Genomic DNA, 16,573 nt, shown 5'->3' on the forward strand with positions numbered 1-16,573 from the left:
AACTATAAGTTTTCTCCTTCTATTTTTTCTTTAAAGATTTCAAGCGTATTCAACAAAGAATCATTTGATTTTCCGCCTGCTGCGTTGATGTGTCCTCCTCCATTGAAATATTTTCTTGAAAACTGGTTCACATCCATATCATCTTTACTTCTGAAAGAAATTTTAATAAAATCTTCATACAGATCTTCCATGAAAAATGCGGACATTTTTACACCCAAAATACTTAGGCCGTAATTTACAAAACCTTCGGTATCTCCTTTCTGGAAGCCATACTCCTTCAATTCTTCTCTGGTAAGATATAAAACCGCAACCGTACCCTCTTTTACCACTTCAATTCTTCCTAAAATCAAGGCTAATAAATGAAGTCTTGAAACCGTGTTTGTATCCCAGGTATTGGAGGTAATCATCGCAGGATCCGCTCCTTTTTCAATTAAATTCGCAATAATTCGATGTGTTGTTGCACTTGTAGAACGGAAACGGAAACCGCCGGTATCCGTCATAATTCCGGTATAAAGACATTCTGCAATATCATTATTAACCAAATTTTCATCACCCATCGCTTCGATAAAATGATACACCATCTGGCAAGTCGCAGGAATAACGGTATCTGAATAGACAAAATCAAACTGTTCCGGCTGTTGATGATGATCGATAAGGATTTTTTTAGCTGTCGCTTTCGTTAGCCAATCTCCCAACAAACCAATTCTTGAAGGTGAATTGAAATCTAAGCAGAAAATAACATCCGCTTCGCTGATCAAATCGAATGCAACCTTTCTTTTATACTCACCAATAATGGCTTTTTTAGATTCCGGCATCCATTTCAAAAACTTCGGAAAATCATTTGGAACCACAACTTCAGCGTGAATTCCTTTTGCCTTTAAATAATGTTTCAGACCCAAACTGGAACCAATAGCATCTCCATCCGGATTATAATGAGTAAGAATTACTATTTTATTTTCTGGAATAAGTAATGTATTGATTTCTAAAAGTTCTGCAGGTGTAAACATCATTATGTTTAAATTTTTCTTTAATTTTGAGTCTCCAAAGATAGAGCTTTTAAATAAATCATTAATATTATTATTTAAATATAATAGGAATTCGTTTTACAGCGGAGGTTTATCAGTAATCCATTAAAAAACACTGCAAATATTTTCAAAAAAAACTTAGGAATATTTGCAACTTCTAAAAAATTCCATATCTTTGCAACCTGAAAATTAATAGAATAATTACGATTTAAACATATAGTAATGAGTAAAAGAACATTCCAGCCATCAGAGAGAAAAAGAAGAAACAAACACGGTTTCAGAGAAAGAATGTCTACGCCAAATGGAAGAAGAGTTTTGGCTGCGAGAAGAGCTAAAGGCAGAAAGAGTTTAACTGTAAGTGCTGCACGCGCTAAGAGATAATCACTCTATTATCATATACAAATCATGCTTGAAAAGAAATTTTTCGAGCATTTTTTGTTGTTAAAATTTCCTAAAATTCAAGGTTCTTACGTTTCTTTTTTCTATTTTTAAAATCTGAAAAAATATTCCAGAAAAAGCCTTATAAAATCGAATTTATGCCACATACCAATATCTCCGGAGATAATATTATAAGTTTGCAACACGCGAAAATCGCACAAAAAAACTTCACTGTTCTTTCTGATGTTAATCTAAACATTAAAAAAGGAAGATTCTGCTATCTTATCGGAAAAACAGGTTCCGGAAAAAGTTCATTGCTAAAGACTTTGTACGGGCATATTCCATTAGCTTCAGGACACGGAGCGGTGGTAGGTTTTGATTTGGCTAAACTGAGAACTTCCGACATTCCGAATTTAAGAAGAAAGCTAGGCATTGTTTTCCAGGATTTCCAATTGCTTTCTGACAGAACGGTTGAAAAGAACCTGAAATTCGTACTTGAAGCCACCGGATGGAATGACAAAACAAAAATGGAAGACCGTATCAACGAGGTTTTAGGAAGCGTAAACATGAAGAGCAAGAAGCACAAAATGCCTCACGAACTTTCTGGTGGAGAGCAGCAACGTGTGGCGATTGCAAGAGCCTTACTAAATCATCCGGATCTTATTTTGGCAGATGAGCCTACCGGAAATCTTGACCCTGAAACTTCCAATGAAATTATGACGCTGCTAAAGCAGGTTGCTCTTGAAAACGGAGCTGCTGTGGTAATGGCAACGCACGATTATCACATGATCCAAAACTTCCCTGGAGAAGCAATCAGATGTGAGGATGGAAAAGTTTCTGTGTTGGATACAGCAGAATTATTTGAATAAATTTAAACCGTTAAGATCTATTAAAGAAATTAAGTTCCATTAAGAGAAATTATTAGATTTCAAAGCACTACTAACTTAATTCTTTTTAATGGTTCAAAATAAAATATTTTATTTACGAAAAATATGAAACTCTTTGGTGAGTTCAAGATATTGGTCCGAGTATTGTCTCGGACTTTTTTCTATAATAAATTCCAGTTCTTCGAAAGGTCTTTTAATCAAAGAAAATTCTAAAATCTGTCTTTTTATTTTTGAATTTTCAATTCCTATTATATTAATTTCTTTTATTAAATGAAAACCGTTTTCTCTGGCAATTTTAGAAAATTCAAGCCCGGCCTCAACAGGAATAATGACGGAAAAAATTCCTTTTTTGGTAAGTAATTCTGATGATTTTGAAATGAGTTGTCTGAAATTCAATTCAACCGTTTGTCGTGCAATCTTATCTTTTTCAGAATCTGAAGCTTCAAAATAGGGTGGATTTGAAACAATTAAATCAAACTTTTCTTCTATTTCAAAATATTTAAAATCATGATAAATATTTTTCAGTCTCGACGCAAAAGGTGAGTTTTGAAAATTGATATGGGTAAACTTTACAGCCTCATCGTTGATATCAATTCCTAAAAACTTAGCTTTCGTATTTCTTTGCGCTAACATTAGTGAAATTAAGCCTGTTCCCGTTCCAATTTCCAGAACATTCGAAGCTTCACTCACATTTGCTAAAGCGCCCAGCAAAACACCGTCCGTTCCTACACGGAAGACGTCTTTTGACTGTTGAATCTCAAACTGTTTAAACTGAAAAGGTTTCACTATAAATTCGTAGGTAATGTAATGGTAAATGTAGAGCCCTTGCCGACTTCAGACCTTACAGCGATCTCGCCTTTATAATCTTCGATCATCTTTCGAACCATTGATAGGCCAAGTCCCATTCCGCTGTTTTTTGAGGTAAAATTAGGTTCAAAAATTCTTTCGTACATATTTTCAGGAATACCGATTCCGTTGTCCTGTATAGAAATCATCACCCTTCTCTGATGTTGTTCTACATCTACATTAATAATCAATTTCCGATCATCACTTACCGCCTGTTTAGCATTCGTCACCAAATTGGTAATGATCCTGGAAAGGTAAATCCTATCCATATTAATCATGATATTACTTTTATTGGAATGCATGAAAATACTATCATCATTGAAAACACGCAGAATATCTTCCACTTCGGTATTCAGATTAATGACTTCATTATTTTTTTCAGGCAATTTGGCAAATTCTGAGAAGGCAGAGGCAACTGTGGCAATCAAATCAATCTGATCTACCATTGTTTTGCTCATTTGCTTTACTCTTTCTCTGATATTCGGATCTTCTGGATCAAATTTTCTTTCAAAATTCTGAATAGTCAGTTTCATTGGTGTTAAGGGGTTTTTCACCTCATGAGCTACCTGTTTTGCCATTTCTCGCCAAGCTTCTTCCGATGCTTTAAAACGAAGCCTTTCTTTTTGATCCTGAATCTGAAGAATCATTCGGTTATAAGCTCTCGCCAAAGCATTTAATTCATCATTTTTATAATATCTGATGGGGCGCATCTCATTCTCAAATAAGGTAATACGTGTGATCATATCAGAAAATTTAGTAATCGTTTTTGCTAAATTATTTGATGTTACCCAACTCAGCCAAATACTGAAAAGAATTAAAAAAAGATCGACTAAAAGAATATATTTTACATACTTATGAAGTACTTCAAGATAAGCAGATTCGTTGTGATATAGCGGAATATACACAATCCCGATCGGCTCCAGCACATTATTTCTCAACAGAATATAAGACGAGGTAAAAACTGCATCTTTTGTCTGGTCGTACCCACGAATATCCACCCGTGCATCGGTAGACAGAATTTTATTGACAATATTGATGGGAATAATTTTCTGCTCAATAAGATCAGAATCTCTATTCGAAAGGAGATAATTTCCTTTCAGATCATAAATAATAATATCGTGCTGATTAATATCTGCAATTTCCAGAATTTTATTTCCCAAAACACGCGGAAGATCCCCGGTCTGCACCTGGGTTCTGCTTACGGCATAATCCAGATAACCCATGACAGCATTGGTTTTATCCTGCATATCAATACGGCTCTCCTCAAGAGAATTATTCCGGAGAACAAAGTACGGCACCAGCGAAGAAGCAGCAACACTTAAAAGACATACCAGTAAAAAACCGAAAAACACCCGGTTTCTTAAGCTATATCCCCTGTAAATATTAATTGACATTCTGTTTATTAATTAACCTAGCAATATACTTACCAATTATATCAAATTCAAGATTTACCTTATCTCCTGATTTTAAATGTTTCATGTTGGTAAATTCCCAAGTATAAGGAATAATTGCTACGGAAAACTGAGTGTCTTCACTTTTTGCAACCGTTAAACTAATTCCATTGACTGTAATTGAACCCTGAGGAACCGTTACAAAACTTCCGTTATCTTCGTATTTAATGGTAATGAAATAACTTCCGTCTTTATTTTCAATGCTTACCACTTCTCCGGTTTTATCTACATGCCCTTGTACGATGTGCCCGTCTAATCTTCCGTCCATTTTCATGCAACGTTCAAGATTTACCACAGAACCAACTTCCCACTTTCCAAGATTTGTTTTTTCAAGAGTTTCGTTGATAGCGGTCACCACATATTGATCTCCTTCAATTTTCACCACCGTTAAACAACAACCGTTATGTGCAAGGCTTTGATCTATCTTTAATTCATTAGTAAAAGGGCATGTAAGGGTAAAATCTATATTACTTCCGTTTTCCTCAATTTTCTCAATAACCCCAACTGCTTCAATAATTCCTGTGAACATATTATTTTTTGCTAAATTTGTAAAATTATAATCTTCAAAGATAATCAAAATGAGCCCAAAAAACCATAAAGTACGAGTAGGAATTTCAATCGGCGATTTCAACGGCATCGGCCCTGAGATCATTATGAAATGCCTGAAAGACAAAACCATCACGGATTTTTTCACTCCGGTAATTTTTGGTTCGGGAAAATTATTTACCTATCAGAAAAATATTTTTAAATTAAATCTCAATTTCAATTACATCAACGAACCTTCACAGGCACAGGCAGGAAAACTGAATATGGTAAACCTTGTGAAAGATAATGTGAATGTAGAATTGGGAAAACCTACCGAAGAATCTACCAAAATGGCGATCGATTCTCTGGAAGCGGCTACCGAAGCTTTAATTAAAGGAGATATTGATGTTATTGTTACCGCGCCTATCAATAAAGACGAAATGGTGAAAATGGGTTTTAAACATACCGGCCACACCGGATATTTTGAAGAAAAGTTCAACAAAAAAGGATTGATGTTTCTGGTAACCGAAGATTTGAAAGTTGCTGTTTCTACGCACCATATTCCAATTTCAAAAGTTGCTGAAAGTATTTCAAAAGAAAAAATAAAGAAACAGATCAGAATGCTAAACCAGACGCTGATCGAAGATTTTAACATTTCTAAACCTAAAATTGCCGTTTTAGGATTAAACCCTCATTCAGGAGACGGCGGCGTGATCGGAACTGAGGAAATAGAGATTATTGAACCCGCCATCAGAGAGCTTTCGGATAATGGAATTCTTACTTTTGGCCCTTTTCCGGCGGACAGCTTTTTCCAGCCAAATAAGTACAAGAGCTTCGACGCAGTATTAGCGATGTATCACGACCAAGGTTTAGCACCATTCAAAACGTTAGCGTATGAAGAAGGTGTTAATTATACAGCAGGACTTCCTTTCATCAGAACATCTCCCGATCACGGTGTTGCCTATGATATTGCGGGAAAAAATTTAGCCGATGAACAGAGTTTTATGGAGTCGATCTTCACAGCCATTAAAGTTTTCAAGAACAGACAGGAGTACAACGAACTGATGCAAAACCGTATGCAGCCAAGGAAAATGGCGATGGACAACGGAATTGATGAAGATCTTCCTGATGAAACTGAGTCTTAAAATGTTGATGCAAATTTTAAATTAATTTGTTAGGAAATTTATTTGTTATTATAAAAAAATTGCATATTTTTGCACACTCATTTTATGGACAAGTTAAGAAACTACGACGTAAGCTTTTCCGGATTGAAAACCGGCAAGCACGAGTTCAGGTTTGAGATAGATAAAGAGTTCTTTCAATTATTCGACACTGAACAGGAATTTACAAATCCCAGAATCGCAGTGGATGTTTTATTAGACAAACACTCTACTTTCCTGGAATTTGAGATTAAAATAGAAGGATTATTGGAATTGGTTTGCGACATAAGCAACGAAAATTTCGACCATTCTATTGAAAATGAGATAAGAGTTTTGGTAAAATTCGGTGAGGAATATGATGACAGCGAAGAAGATGTAATCACAATACCTACCAATGATCATGCTTTCAATGTAGCACATCTTATTTATGAAAATGTGATGCTTTCCATTCCAATGAAAAAGATATCACCCAACGTAAGTGAAGAAGATCTTGAAATTCTAAACAAGTTCAGTCCGAAAGAAACTGAAGAAGAGAAAGAACATGAAAGTGACCCAAGATGGGACGCTTTAAAAAATTTAAAGAATAAAAATTAAATAGTTTAATGATGGGATGATGAATCTCATCGCTCATCAATTAAAAAAGTTATTACAAAATGGCACATCCAAAGAGAAGACAGTCGTCTACAAGAAGAGATAAGAGAAGAACTCACTATAAAGCTGTAGTTCCTCAATTAGCAAAAGATGCAACAACAGGAGAGCTTCACCTATACCACAGAGCTCACTGGCATGAAGGAAAACTTTACTACAGAGGTAAAGTAGTATTGGAAAAAGAAGTAGCAACTACTGAAGAAAACTAAGAGTCGCTTTTCGCTGAAAAAGCCTCATTTTAATACAAAAACCGCCCAATTTTGATAAAATTTGGCGGTTTTTTGTTGTTTTTTACGTTTTTTTGGTATCTTTGGCAAAAATCAAATATCAAATTTATGGACATTAAAGACATACAAAATCTTATCAAGTTTGTATCTAAGGCAGAGGTTTCTGAGGTGAAGTACAAAACTAAAGATTTCGAAATCACTATTAAAACTCCATTAGCTGGAAGCGAAGTTGCTTATGCTCAACCTGCAGTTTACCACACTGCTCCTCAGCAAGTGGCTGCTGCTCCTGCACCAGTAACAACTCCTGCTGCTCTTGCTGTTGAAAAAACTGAAGCTGCATCTGATGACAGCAAATATATCACGATTAAATCTCCAATGATCGGAACTTTCTACAGAAAGCCATCTCCTGATAAAGACGTATTCGTAAATGTAGGTGACGAAGTTTCTGTTGGTAAAGTTGTTTGCGTAATCGAAGCAATGAAATTATTCAACCAAATTGATTCTGAAGTAAGCGGAAAAATCGTTAAGATTTTAGTTGATGATGCTACCCCTGTAGAATACGACCAACCATTATTCCTGGTAGATCCATCTTAATTAAGAGGTTAGATGTTAGACATTAGATGTTAGATTAAATTCTACATTAAAATAACATTATCTAATTTTCAAATTATCTAATTTTCAAATTGAAGAAGATGTTCAAAAAAATATTAATTGCCAATCGTGGCGAGATTGCAATGCGTATCTTACGTACTTGTAAAGAAATGGGAATCAAAACTGTGGCGGTATACTCTACTGCCGATAAAGACAGTCTTCATGTAAGATTTGCTGACGAGGCTGTTTGTATTGGTCCTGCAATGAGCAAAGACTCATATCTGAAAATCCCTAACATTATTGCTGCTGCAGAAATTACAAATGCAGATGCGATTCACCCAGGTTACGGATTCTTATCTGAAAATGCTAACTTCTCAAGAATCTGCCAGAAAAATGGTATCAAATTTATTGGTGCTTCTCCGGAACAGATCGAGAAAATGGGAGACAAAGCAAATGCTAAAGCGACCATGAAAGCTGCCGGAGTACCTTGCGTACCTGGTTCTGACGGTTTGATCGAATCTTACGAGCACGCTGTAAAAACTGCTGAAGAAACAGGTTATCCTGTAATGATCAAAGCGACTGCCGGTGGTGGTGGAAAAGGGATGAGAGCTGTTTGGAAAGCTGAAGATCTTAAAGAACACTGGGAATCTGCAATTCAGGAAGCTGTGGCTGCATTCGGAAACGGAGGGATGTACATGGAAAAACTGATTGAAGAGCCCAGACATATTGAAATTCAGGTAGCAGGTGACCAATTTGGTAAAGCTTGCCACCTTTCTGAAAGAGACTGTTCAGTTCAGAGAAGAAATCAGAAATTAACGGAAGAAACACCTTCTCCTTTCATGACTGATGATCTTCGTGAGAGAATGGGTGAAGCAGCGGTAAAAGCAGCAGAATTCATTGGATATGAAGGGGTAGGAACTATTGAATTCCTTGTAGACAAGCACAGAAATTTCTATTTCATGGAAATGAATACGAGAATTCAGGTAGAACACCCTATTACTGAGCAGGTTATTGATTATGACTTAATCAGAGAACAAATTCTTTTGGCTGCAGGAACTCCGATTTCAGGTATTAATTATTATCCGAAATTGCATTCTATTGAGTGTAGAATCAACGCGGAAGATCCTTATGCTGATTTCAGACCCTCTCCGGGAAAAATCACCGGATTAAATATTCCTGGCGGACACGGAATCCGAGTAGATACTCACGTATATTCTGGATATTCAATTCCTTCAAACTACGATTCAATGATTGCTAAGTTGATCACGACGGCTCAAACTCGCGAAGAAGCGATTGCAAAAATGAGAAGAGCGTTGGAAGAATTCTATATTGAAGGAGTAAAAACAACTATTCCTTTCCACAGACAACTAATGGATAATGAAGATTATCTTGCAGGAAACTACACGACGAAATTCATGGAGGATTTTGTAATGGATAAAAAATATGATAATCACTAAGAGCCTGTTTAAAATTTTACCGTTTTATTTATTATCCTTAATGAAGTTGATCTTTGCTCAATTTTGATGCTCTTTTGAGCGTATTTTTCACTTCCTATTTTTGATTTGGCCCGCTAAATCTGCAAACACGAAGCAAAAAATCCATCTCAAAATAGCTATAAAAATTTTTGGCAATAAAATTTAAACAGCCTCTAAGATTATTTAAAATAGAAAACTTGAAACTGTCTCTTTGGAGGCAGTTTTTCTTTTATAAAAAAACTTTGTCAAAGTTCAGAACTTTGACAAAGTTGGCAGAAAAGATATTATCACCGTAATCAATAATTAAATTAAACGGGATATCCAACTTATCCTGATATGCCTTAATTTACACCTCAGACAAGCACTTATGACGGATAAGATCTCTGCTGAGGAATATCATTTATAATGTTTAACTTTGTCCAAAACCAAAATATATGTCAACAGTAGAAACAGCAAAAAACTCACAGTATTTTATTGACCTTGAAGACAAACATGGCGCTCACAACTACCACCCTCTTCCAGTTGTTCTAGACAAAGGAGAAGGCGTTTTTGTTTGGGATGTGGAAGGCAGAAGATATTATGATTTTCTCTCAGCGTATTCTGCTGTGAATCAAGGGCATTCTCATCCTAAAATTGTAGATGCTTTAGTGGAGCAGGCTAAAAAATTAGCCTTAACTTCAAGAGCATTTTACAACTCGAAATTAGGAGAATACGAACAAAAGATCACTACTCTATTCGGATTTGATAAAGTTTTACCCATGAATTCCGGTGCTGAAGCTGTGGAAACTGCCGTAAAATTAGCCAGAAAATGGAGCTACGAAGTAAAAGGAATTTCAGAGAACGCAGCAAAAATCATTGTTTGCGAAAACAATTTCCACGGAAGAACAACAACCATTGTTTCTTTCTCGAATGACCCTGATGCCAATCAAAATTACGGACCTTTCACTCCTGGATTTATCAAAATTCCATACAACGATATCAATGCTTTAGAAGAAGTTTTAAAAAATGAAGCAGATAATATTGCAGCATTTTTAGTTGAACCTATTCAAGGAGAAGCCGGAGTATATGTTCCGGATGAAAACTTCCTTAAAAATGCTTCTGAACTGTGTAAAAAACACAATGTTCTTTTTATTGCAGACGAAGTTCAGACAGGTATTGCAAGAACCGGAAAATTAATTGCTTGTCATCACGAAGATGTTCAGCCTGATATTTTGATTCTAGGAAAAGCACTTTCTGGCGGAATGTATCCTGTTTCAGCAGTTTTAGCAAACAATGAAATCATGAATGTGATTAAGCCCGGACAACATGGTTCTACTTTCGGAGGAAACCCGATTGCTTGTGCGGTTGCAGTTGCAGCTTTAAATGTTGTTGAAGAAGAAAAATTATCTGAAAGAGCGGAAGAATTAGGAAAATTATTCAGAAGCAAAATCGAAAAACTGATCGACAAAACAAGCCTGATCACTAAAGTAAGAGGAAAAGGTTTACTTAATGCAATCTTAATCAATGATACTCCAGACAGCTCTACTGCATGGAATATTTGTTTACAATTAAAAGAAAACGGCTTACTGGCTAAACCAACTCACGGAAATATCATCAGATTGGCACCACCTTTGGTAATTACTGAAGAGCAATTATTAGATTGTGTAAAAATTATTGAAAAAACAGTATTAGAATTTGGGAATTAATTCTGATTAAGAATTTTTTCATAAAACTTAAGATAATTATTGGACATGGCTTTATAACTATATTGCTTTGTCCAATTTTTTATATCCTCACTCATCACTTCTTTATTCCTGTTATAAATCGTCATTTTTTCCTGAAAAAGAGCACTCATGGCTTTAGGTTCAAAATTATCAAAATAAAAAGCCTGATCTCCGCCAATCTCGGGAAGGCTGGTATATCTTGAAAGGAATACCGGTTTCCCAAATGCCATAGCTTCTATAGGCGGAATTCCAAAACCTTCTGCTATCGATGGATGACACATGGTTTCACAATGCTGTATAATAGCATACTTTTCTTCTTCAGAAACATTTCTCAGAAAATGAACCCTGCATTCCAGATTTAAGTCTTTAATTCTTTTTCTAACCTCATCTGCATAAGGCTGCCTTTCATCCGAAGCCAAAAGAACCAAATCTTTATCGATATAGGGTAACATTTCAATTAAAGTCAGCTGATTCTTTTTGCTAAAGAGCACACCAATGTTGAGGATATATTTTATATTCTTTAGAAAACGGTATTTTCCCAAATCATATTCTTTATCTTCAGGAAGTTGAATCCCGTTATGAATGACAACAATATCCTTAAGTTTATTAAATGTAAAAAGCCCTTTATTCTGTATTAAATCCTTTTTGGCATATTCAGAGATACAAACGATATAATCCGCATTTTTAACGTTACTTCTCACCTTCCCCAGCATTTTTCTTTTTTTGGATTCAGTGAGGTTTTCATGTAAAAAATTTAGATCATGAAGTGTTACGATTTTAAGGGTATTTTTATAATTGCGATGAAAATAAGATGAAAGCTGATGACTTACATGGATCAAGTCAAACTGACCACTGAAACGCTCAAAAAACTTATGGGTCTTATTCCAGAAAACACAGGCCTGTATATTTTTAAACTTTCCAAGCTGTTCTTTATTTCCAAAATAAGCGATCTCAAATTTAGAATTACTTTCAAGTAATCCCTTCGTAAGATTTCGAAACACATTGGCAATACCTGAGTTGGGATACCTAAGACGTTCAAGGTCAATTAAAATCTTTGCCATAGTTTACGACGAATAATGAATAATTAGGAAAATTTATTTTTAAAAAATGCTTCTTCTTTTTCCAGACTATGATTATTTTTAATAAAATTGTGAGCTTTTCCTCTCATCAATTCGTAAAATGCATCATCTTTAAAAAGAGTTTCAATATAATGTGCAAATTCCACTTCATCGTCTGTAACCAAACATCCATTATCATTTTTTTGCGAAAGGCCATCCACTCCACGTGTATTGGTAACAACCGGTATATTATTGCTTAAAGATTCCAATACTTTAATCTTAACGCCTGTTCCGGTAAGCATAGGACAAATAGCCATTCTTGCATTATCATAGTACTCCTGCAAATCTTCTACCATTCCATGAATAATTACATTTGGATATGATTTTTTAATCTCTTCACCAATTTTCCCAATAATATGGATTATTCTATTTTCCTGCAAATAAGGTAAAACTTTTTCTAAAAACCAATAAATCCCCTGAATATTATGAGGATTATTACTGGCTATAAAAATAATATCGTACTTCCATATATTTTTTTTCTGCGCTAAGTTCTTTTGAGGAAACGGTATAGGAAGGTAAAGCACCTTTTTGTTGGTAAATTGATTAAATATATACTCCTCCTCTACAGAATACGTCCAAATCTCATTAAATGTATTCAGAATATTAATTTCATCCTGAAAAAATTTCCCAATTTTTTTTCTATTACTTTTTTTTTGCGCGGTAATAAAGTCGTGAGTATCAATAATACAATTGGAGGTACTTTTTATTTTATTAATAATTTTTCCCCAGCTCGCATAGCTAACAATAATATGATCAAAATGTTCATCATTCGCAATTTCTGAAAATTCTTTTCTCAATATCCAGCTTGTCATGTCAATAGAATTTCTTTTGAAAAAAAACGGAATCTTATACAAAAAGAAATATTTCAAGAAATTGCTTTTATGCTTTTTATCTAAAAGAATTAATTTAATATGATGATACTTTTCAGAAAACTGCTTTTTTTCCTCCTCTTTCCACAACCCCCAATCTTTTAATGAAACAAATGTCACCTCCAAGTTCTCAATATGATTAAAATAAGTTAATAACTGATTGAGTCTCGTCGTATTTCCTGCTTTTCCTGACATAGGATTATCAGGCATAAAATACAAAAGTTTTTTCTTCAAAATCTTCTTTTTCTATTGTAGTATTTTAGAATATATCTCGATATGCTCATGAACCGCTTTTTCCCAGGAAAATTCTTTTGATCTGGCTAAAGCTTTCTCCGCATAATCTGTTCGAAACTTTTCATCGCTATACAATTTCCAAATAGTCTCAGACAAAGCCTCTTCATCATTAGCATCCAACATTATGCCAGCATCTCCCACTACCTCAGGCAACGATGAATTATTAGATGTTACCGCCGGCACTCCGCACTGCATAGCCTCTAAAGGTGGAAGGCCAAAACCCTCATATAGAGACATATAGTAAAATGCATTGGCATTGCTGTAAATTGGTGCAAGTTCTTCATCCGGTATCCGGCCGGTAATGATAATCTTTTCTTTTAGTTCCTTTGAATTTTCATATTCCTCAAAGATCTTGTCATATTGCCAACCTTTTGCTCCGACTAAAACAAGATGCAGATCTTCCATGTTATATTGATTAAGTGCTTTTACAAAAACTCTGATAAGATGATCTATATTTTTTCTCGGCTCTAATGTACTGAGACTTAAAATATATTTATCCGGAAGATTATATTTTCTTTTTATTTCAAGATTTCTTTCCATATCTTTCGAGGGATAAAAAATCTCGGGAGCGGCAGCAAGCCTGCTTACAAAAACTTTATTGGGATCTAAATACGGTGCATAGGTAAGTAAATCTTTTCTGGTATTCTCAGATACACAGATAGCATAATTATCTTTTCCTATACTTTTAACTACCGAATCTAGTAGTTTTGTATTGGCGTTATATTCAGGAAATAAAATGGGAATTAAATCATGAATGGTAACTACTTTTTTTAGATTCGCAAAATTCTCCAAACTCCGGTGGATCGGATAATATAAAGAATGATAAATATGTCCTTCAGAAATATTTTGGTTATAATTAATTTTATAATCAAAAATATTTAATTTATTATACAGCTTTCTAAAAGGCTTTTCTTTTCTGAACGGAATAAACTTTACTCTATCGCAGCTATTTACCGTTTTTACTCTTAAAGAGTTCTCAGAAAGAAAACGTTCAATTTTGGAATGGGTTTCTTTATGATTATTAAAATTAAAATTAGAATAAAAAAGTTCTAATTCTTTCCTCGACAGAAAGCGGCTAAAAAGTTCGTAAGCAACTCTAAATATTCCGGTTTGATTAATCTTATAAGAATTTCCAATTATTTCAAGATCATAAATAAGTTTTATCTTCATCAAATATTATATTTCCTTTATAAGCTTATAATGTATCATAAAAAGCATTCTGCTTTTTTTGTCTCTCTATTTCTTTAATATGCACCAAACAATAATCACCATTGAATGTTGGCAGTTCTTTTGGATTATTATAATTGGTTAAAACTTCGTGGATTTTATTTTTCCAAAAAATATTCTTATTCAATTTAAACAGTCTCATTTGAAAATCAGGAAAATTCACATAATTTCTATCATCAACTTTCCAATTCCATTTTTTTATATATTCTTCTGTGATCCCATTCACAATATTAATCCTGGGAACCAAAATACAATCAGCTTTTCTATTTTTAAATAAAAACCATTTTAAATTCTTTATCAATATATCCTTAGGATATTCGTCTGCATCAATTTGAAATAAATAATCTTTATTAGATTCTTTAATTAAATTATTTTTAAAAGTTGCAAAATCGCCGTTCAACTTAGAGGTAATTCTTTTAATTTTATCTCCGTAAGAATACAAAATTTCAGTAACTTCTTTTGTTTCGTTTGTTGTATCTTGTAAGACGATAATTTCATCCGTTTTATCAATCAGAGTAATTAAAATATCTAAAAGAACTTTAATCTCTTTTACTTCGTTATTTACTGTAATTCCATAAGAAATAGTAGTGCCACTAAAAAGATTAAAAAAATTCATTATAAGATTTGTTTACATTTTGATATTCATAAGATTGTTTATTCAGAATCTCAATTTTAATTCCATACTTTATATATACTTTATCAAATCCAAAAAACATTTTTGAAAATGTCTTTTTTGATCCTAATTTATCTATGATTTCGGGAATATTATTTACTATTTTTTGCGATTTACTTTTCCATTTTTTACTATTGATCGTAATGATAATATCATTATTTTTTTCAGTTTTTAAAGCTTTAAATTTCGCTTCTATATCAACTTTAGATTGTAATTTTTCTTTCTCCAAATAAGAATTTACTAAATTGATATCATCTGTGTATATGGTAGTTGCAAAAGGTTCTATAGCCTTAATTATATCATCTGTGGTATTTTTTAAAACAAAACCTATATTAAATGTTTTTTTAATTTGACTATAGGTGTAAAAATGCCATTTTCTCGTAAAATTTCTAAAAGAATTTTCTTCAACAATTCTTGTCTTTTTCGAAAACTCTTCCGAAAATCTTGAAGTTTTACTTACAAAGTGATAAACCATACTTCCTTGAGCTAGAAATAATTTAACCCCATTAAGTTTCAATCTAATGATCAGATCATCGTCTTCACAAAACATGGGAAAAAATAAAGGATCAAGCCCTTTTATTTCTATCAATTTCTTCCTTGATACAGAAATAAAAAAAGTAGTATCATTTACGGATATTAATTCGTTATATTTTTTTACATTTTCATTTTCAAATGTAAAGAAACTATCATACTGAAAATTAGAAAAATCACTTCCAAAATCTTCAACTGTTTTCCAAGATCTCGGATCACCGGCAAAAACAGGAGGTTCAACAGCTTTATAACAAACAATTTTATCTTCAGATAAATGCTTTTGAAGATTATCTATAAAATGATGTCCCAGTACCATATCATTATGCAGGAAACAAACATATTCCTTAGATGCAATTTGTATGGCTTTATTATAAGTGTCGGATAATGATTTACTTTCTTCGGAATAATAATAAATAAGATTGGGATCGTTTAATGAATCGAGCCAATCGTGGGTTCCGTCTGTACTCCCGAAACTTACAAATACGATTTCCTGCTCCGGAAAGTTAGTGCGTGTATTTTCGTAAAATTTCTGGGAATACTCTAGATTATTTTTTAGTCCTATTAAAAGTGAAATTTCATTCATATTTTAAATATCAACTTCTATCATATTCATCCTCAATCCTTACGATATCATCTTCACCAAAATAAGTTCCTGTCTGAACTTCGATGAAAACAACGGGCTTATCAGAAAGATTCATCATTCTGTGTTTTGCACCCAATGGGATAAAAATACTTTCACCATAAGCCAATTTAATTTCTTTATCGTCTAAGACAATTGTTGCATCGCCTTCAATGATAGTCCATTGCTCCTGTCTTTTATGGTGGTATTGATAAGAAAGCTTTTGTCCTGGATCAACTTCGATTCTTTTCAATTTATAATTAGGCTCATCCGCTAACACATAATATTTGCCCCAAGGTCTTTCTCCAATTTCTAACATAATTCGA

18 protein-coding genes are annotated in these 16,573 nt (G+C 33.7%); 8 read left to right on the top strand and 10 right to left on the bottom strand.

Annotated elements, in window-relative coordinates:
- Window positions 1–2: 2 nt before the first annotated feature.
- Window positions 3–1,007 (bottom strand): DHH family phosphoesterase, encoded by a 1,005-nt coding sequence (locus VUJ46_RS12725; protein WP_326985098.1) that lies wholly within the window; start codon window positions 1,005–1,007, stop codon window positions 3–5.
- A gap of 240 nt (window positions 1,008–1,247) precedes the next feature.
- On the opposite strand from VUJ46_RS12725, the gene rpmH reads away from it, so the two are divergent.
- Window positions 1,248–1,406 (top strand): 50S ribosomal protein L34, encoded by a 159-nt coding sequence (gene rpmH / locus VUJ46_RS12730; protein WP_039365072.1) that lies wholly within the window; start codon window positions 1,248–1,250, stop codon window positions 1,404–1,406.
- A gap of 155 nt (window positions 1,407–1,561) precedes the next feature.
- Entirely contained in the window at window positions 1,562–2,272 is a 711-nt protein-coding gene (locus tag VUJ46_RS12735; protein WP_267402352.1) for a cell division ATP-binding protein FtsE, read from the top strand.
- Window positions 2,273–2,380: 108 nt separating this feature from the next.
- Here the strand turns inward: VUJ46_RS12735 and VUJ46_RS12740 are convergent, their stop codons facing one another.
- The 3 genes from VUJ46_RS12740 to VUJ46_RS12750 are packed head-to-tail and all read right to left on the bottom strand — an operon-like array spanning window position 2,381 to window position 5,116.
- On the bottom strand, window positions 2,381–3,076 hold the full coding sequence (locus VUJ46_RS12740; RefSeq protein ID WP_326981138.1) for a tRNA1(Val) (adenine(37)-N6)-methyltransferase: 696 nt from the start codon (window positions 3,074–3,076) through the stop codon (window positions 2,381–2,383).
- Window positions 3,076–4,530, bottom strand: coding sequence for a sensor histidine kinase (locus tag VUJ46_RS12745; protein WP_326981139.1), 1,455 nt, complete (start codon window positions 4,528–4,530; stop codon window positions 3,076–3,078). Before VUJ46_RS12745 ends, VUJ46_RS12740 begins: the two co-directional genes overlap by 1 nt.
- Complete coding sequence (locus VUJ46_RS12750) at window positions 4,520–5,116, bottom strand: riboflavin synthase (protein WP_267402358.1); 597 nt, start codon at window positions 5,114–5,116, stop codon at window positions 4,520–4,522. The genes VUJ46_RS12745 and VUJ46_RS12750 overlap by 11 nt, the downstream gene beginning before the upstream one ends.
- A 49-nt stretch (window positions 5,117–5,165) precedes the next feature.
- On the opposite strand from VUJ46_RS12750, the gene pdxA reads away from it, so the two are divergent.
- From pdxA to rocD, 6 genes are all read left to right on the top strand, one after another.
- Window positions 5,166–6,257, top strand: a complete 1,092-nt coding sequence (pdxA, locus tag VUJ46_RS12755; RefSeq protein ID WP_326981140.1) for a 4-hydroxythreonine-4-phosphate dehydrogenase PdxA — start codon at window positions 5,166–5,168, stop codon at window positions 6,255–6,257.
- Window positions 6,258–6,341: 84 nt separating this feature from the next.
- A complete protein-coding gene (locus VUJ46_RS12760) occupies window positions 6,342–6,866 on the top strand; it encodes a YceD family protein (protein WP_326981141.1) in 525 nt (174 codons plus the stop codon).
- A gap of 59 nt (window positions 6,867–6,925) precedes the next feature.
- Window positions 6,926–7,129, top strand: a complete 204-nt coding sequence (gene rpmF, locus VUJ46_RS12765) for a 50S ribosomal protein L32 (RefSeq protein ID WP_007843326.1) — start codon at window positions 6,926–6,928, stop codon at window positions 7,127–7,129.
- Between the two features lie 126 nt (window positions 7,130–7,255).
- Window positions 7,256–7,741, top strand: coding sequence for an acetyl-CoA carboxylase biotin carboxyl carrier protein (gene accB, locus VUJ46_RS12770; RefSeq protein WP_326981142.1), 486 nt, complete (start codon window positions 7,256–7,258; stop codon window positions 7,739–7,741).
- Between the two features lie 98 nt (window positions 7,742–7,839).
- Complete coding sequence (gene accC, locus VUJ46_RS12775; RefSeq protein WP_326981143.1) at window positions 7,840–9,195, top strand: acetyl-CoA carboxylase biotin carboxylase subunit; 1,356 nt, start codon at window positions 7,840–7,842, stop codon at window positions 9,193–9,195.
- Window positions 9,196–9,647: 452 nt separating this feature from the next.
- Window positions 9,648–10,898, top strand: a complete 1,251-nt coding sequence (gene rocD / locus VUJ46_RS12780) for an ornithine--oxo-acid transaminase (RefSeq protein WP_326981144.1) — start codon at window positions 9,648–9,650, stop codon at window positions 10,896–10,898.
- On the opposite strand, the gene VUJ46_RS12785 is transcribed toward rocD, so the two are convergent.
- From VUJ46_RS12785 to VUJ46_RS12810, 6 genes are read right to left on the bottom strand one after another with little or no spacing between them, the layout of a single operon-like run.
- Window positions 10,895–11,977, bottom strand: coding sequence for a glycosyltransferase family 4 protein (locus VUJ46_RS12785; RefSeq protein WP_326981145.1), 1,083 nt, complete (start codon window positions 11,975–11,977; stop codon window positions 10,895–10,897). The two genes, rocD and VUJ46_RS12785, sit on opposite strands and share 4 nt — an antisense overlap.
- 23 nt (window positions 11,978–12,000) lie before the next feature.
- Window positions 12,001–13,137: a glycosyltransferase gene (locus tag VUJ46_RS12790; RefSeq protein WP_326981146.1), complete on the bottom strand. Its 1,137-nt coding sequence runs from the start codon at window positions 13,135–13,137 to the stop codon at window positions 12,001–12,003.
- A 12-nt stretch (window positions 13,138–13,149) separates the two neighbouring features.
- The gene (locus tag VUJ46_RS12795; RefSeq protein ID WP_326981147.1) at window positions 13,150–14,367 is read right to left on the bottom strand and encodes a glycosyltransferase family 4 protein; all 1,218 of its coding nucleotides are present in this window, start codon (window positions 14,365–14,367) and stop codon (window positions 13,150–13,152) included.
- 25 nt (window positions 14,368–14,392) lie between these two features.
- The gene (locus VUJ46_RS12800; protein ID WP_326981148.1) at window positions 14,393–15,040 is read right to left on the bottom strand and encodes a glycosyltransferase; all 648 of its coding nucleotides are present in this window, start codon (window positions 15,038–15,040) and stop codon (window positions 14,393–14,395) included.
- Entirely contained in the window at window positions 15,027–16,211 is a 1,185-nt protein-coding gene (locus tag VUJ46_RS12805; RefSeq protein ID WP_326981149.1) for a glycosyltransferase family 2 protein, read from the bottom strand. The genes VUJ46_RS12800 and VUJ46_RS12805 overlap by 14 nt, the downstream gene beginning before the upstream one ends.
- Window positions 16,212–16,221: 10 nt before the next feature.
- Complete coding sequence (locus VUJ46_RS12810) at window positions 16,222–16,566, bottom strand: phosphomannose isomerase type II C-terminal cupin domain (protein ID WP_326981150.1); 345 nt, start codon at window positions 16,564–16,566, stop codon at window positions 16,222–16,224.
- Between the last annotated feature and the right edge of the window lie 7 nt (window positions 16,567–16,573).

The sequence above is a fragment of the Chryseobacterium sp. MYb264 genome (assembly GCF_035974275.1).
Taxonomy (GTDB): Bacteria; Bacteroidota; Bacteroidia; order Flavobacteriales; family Weeksellaceae; genus Chryseobacterium.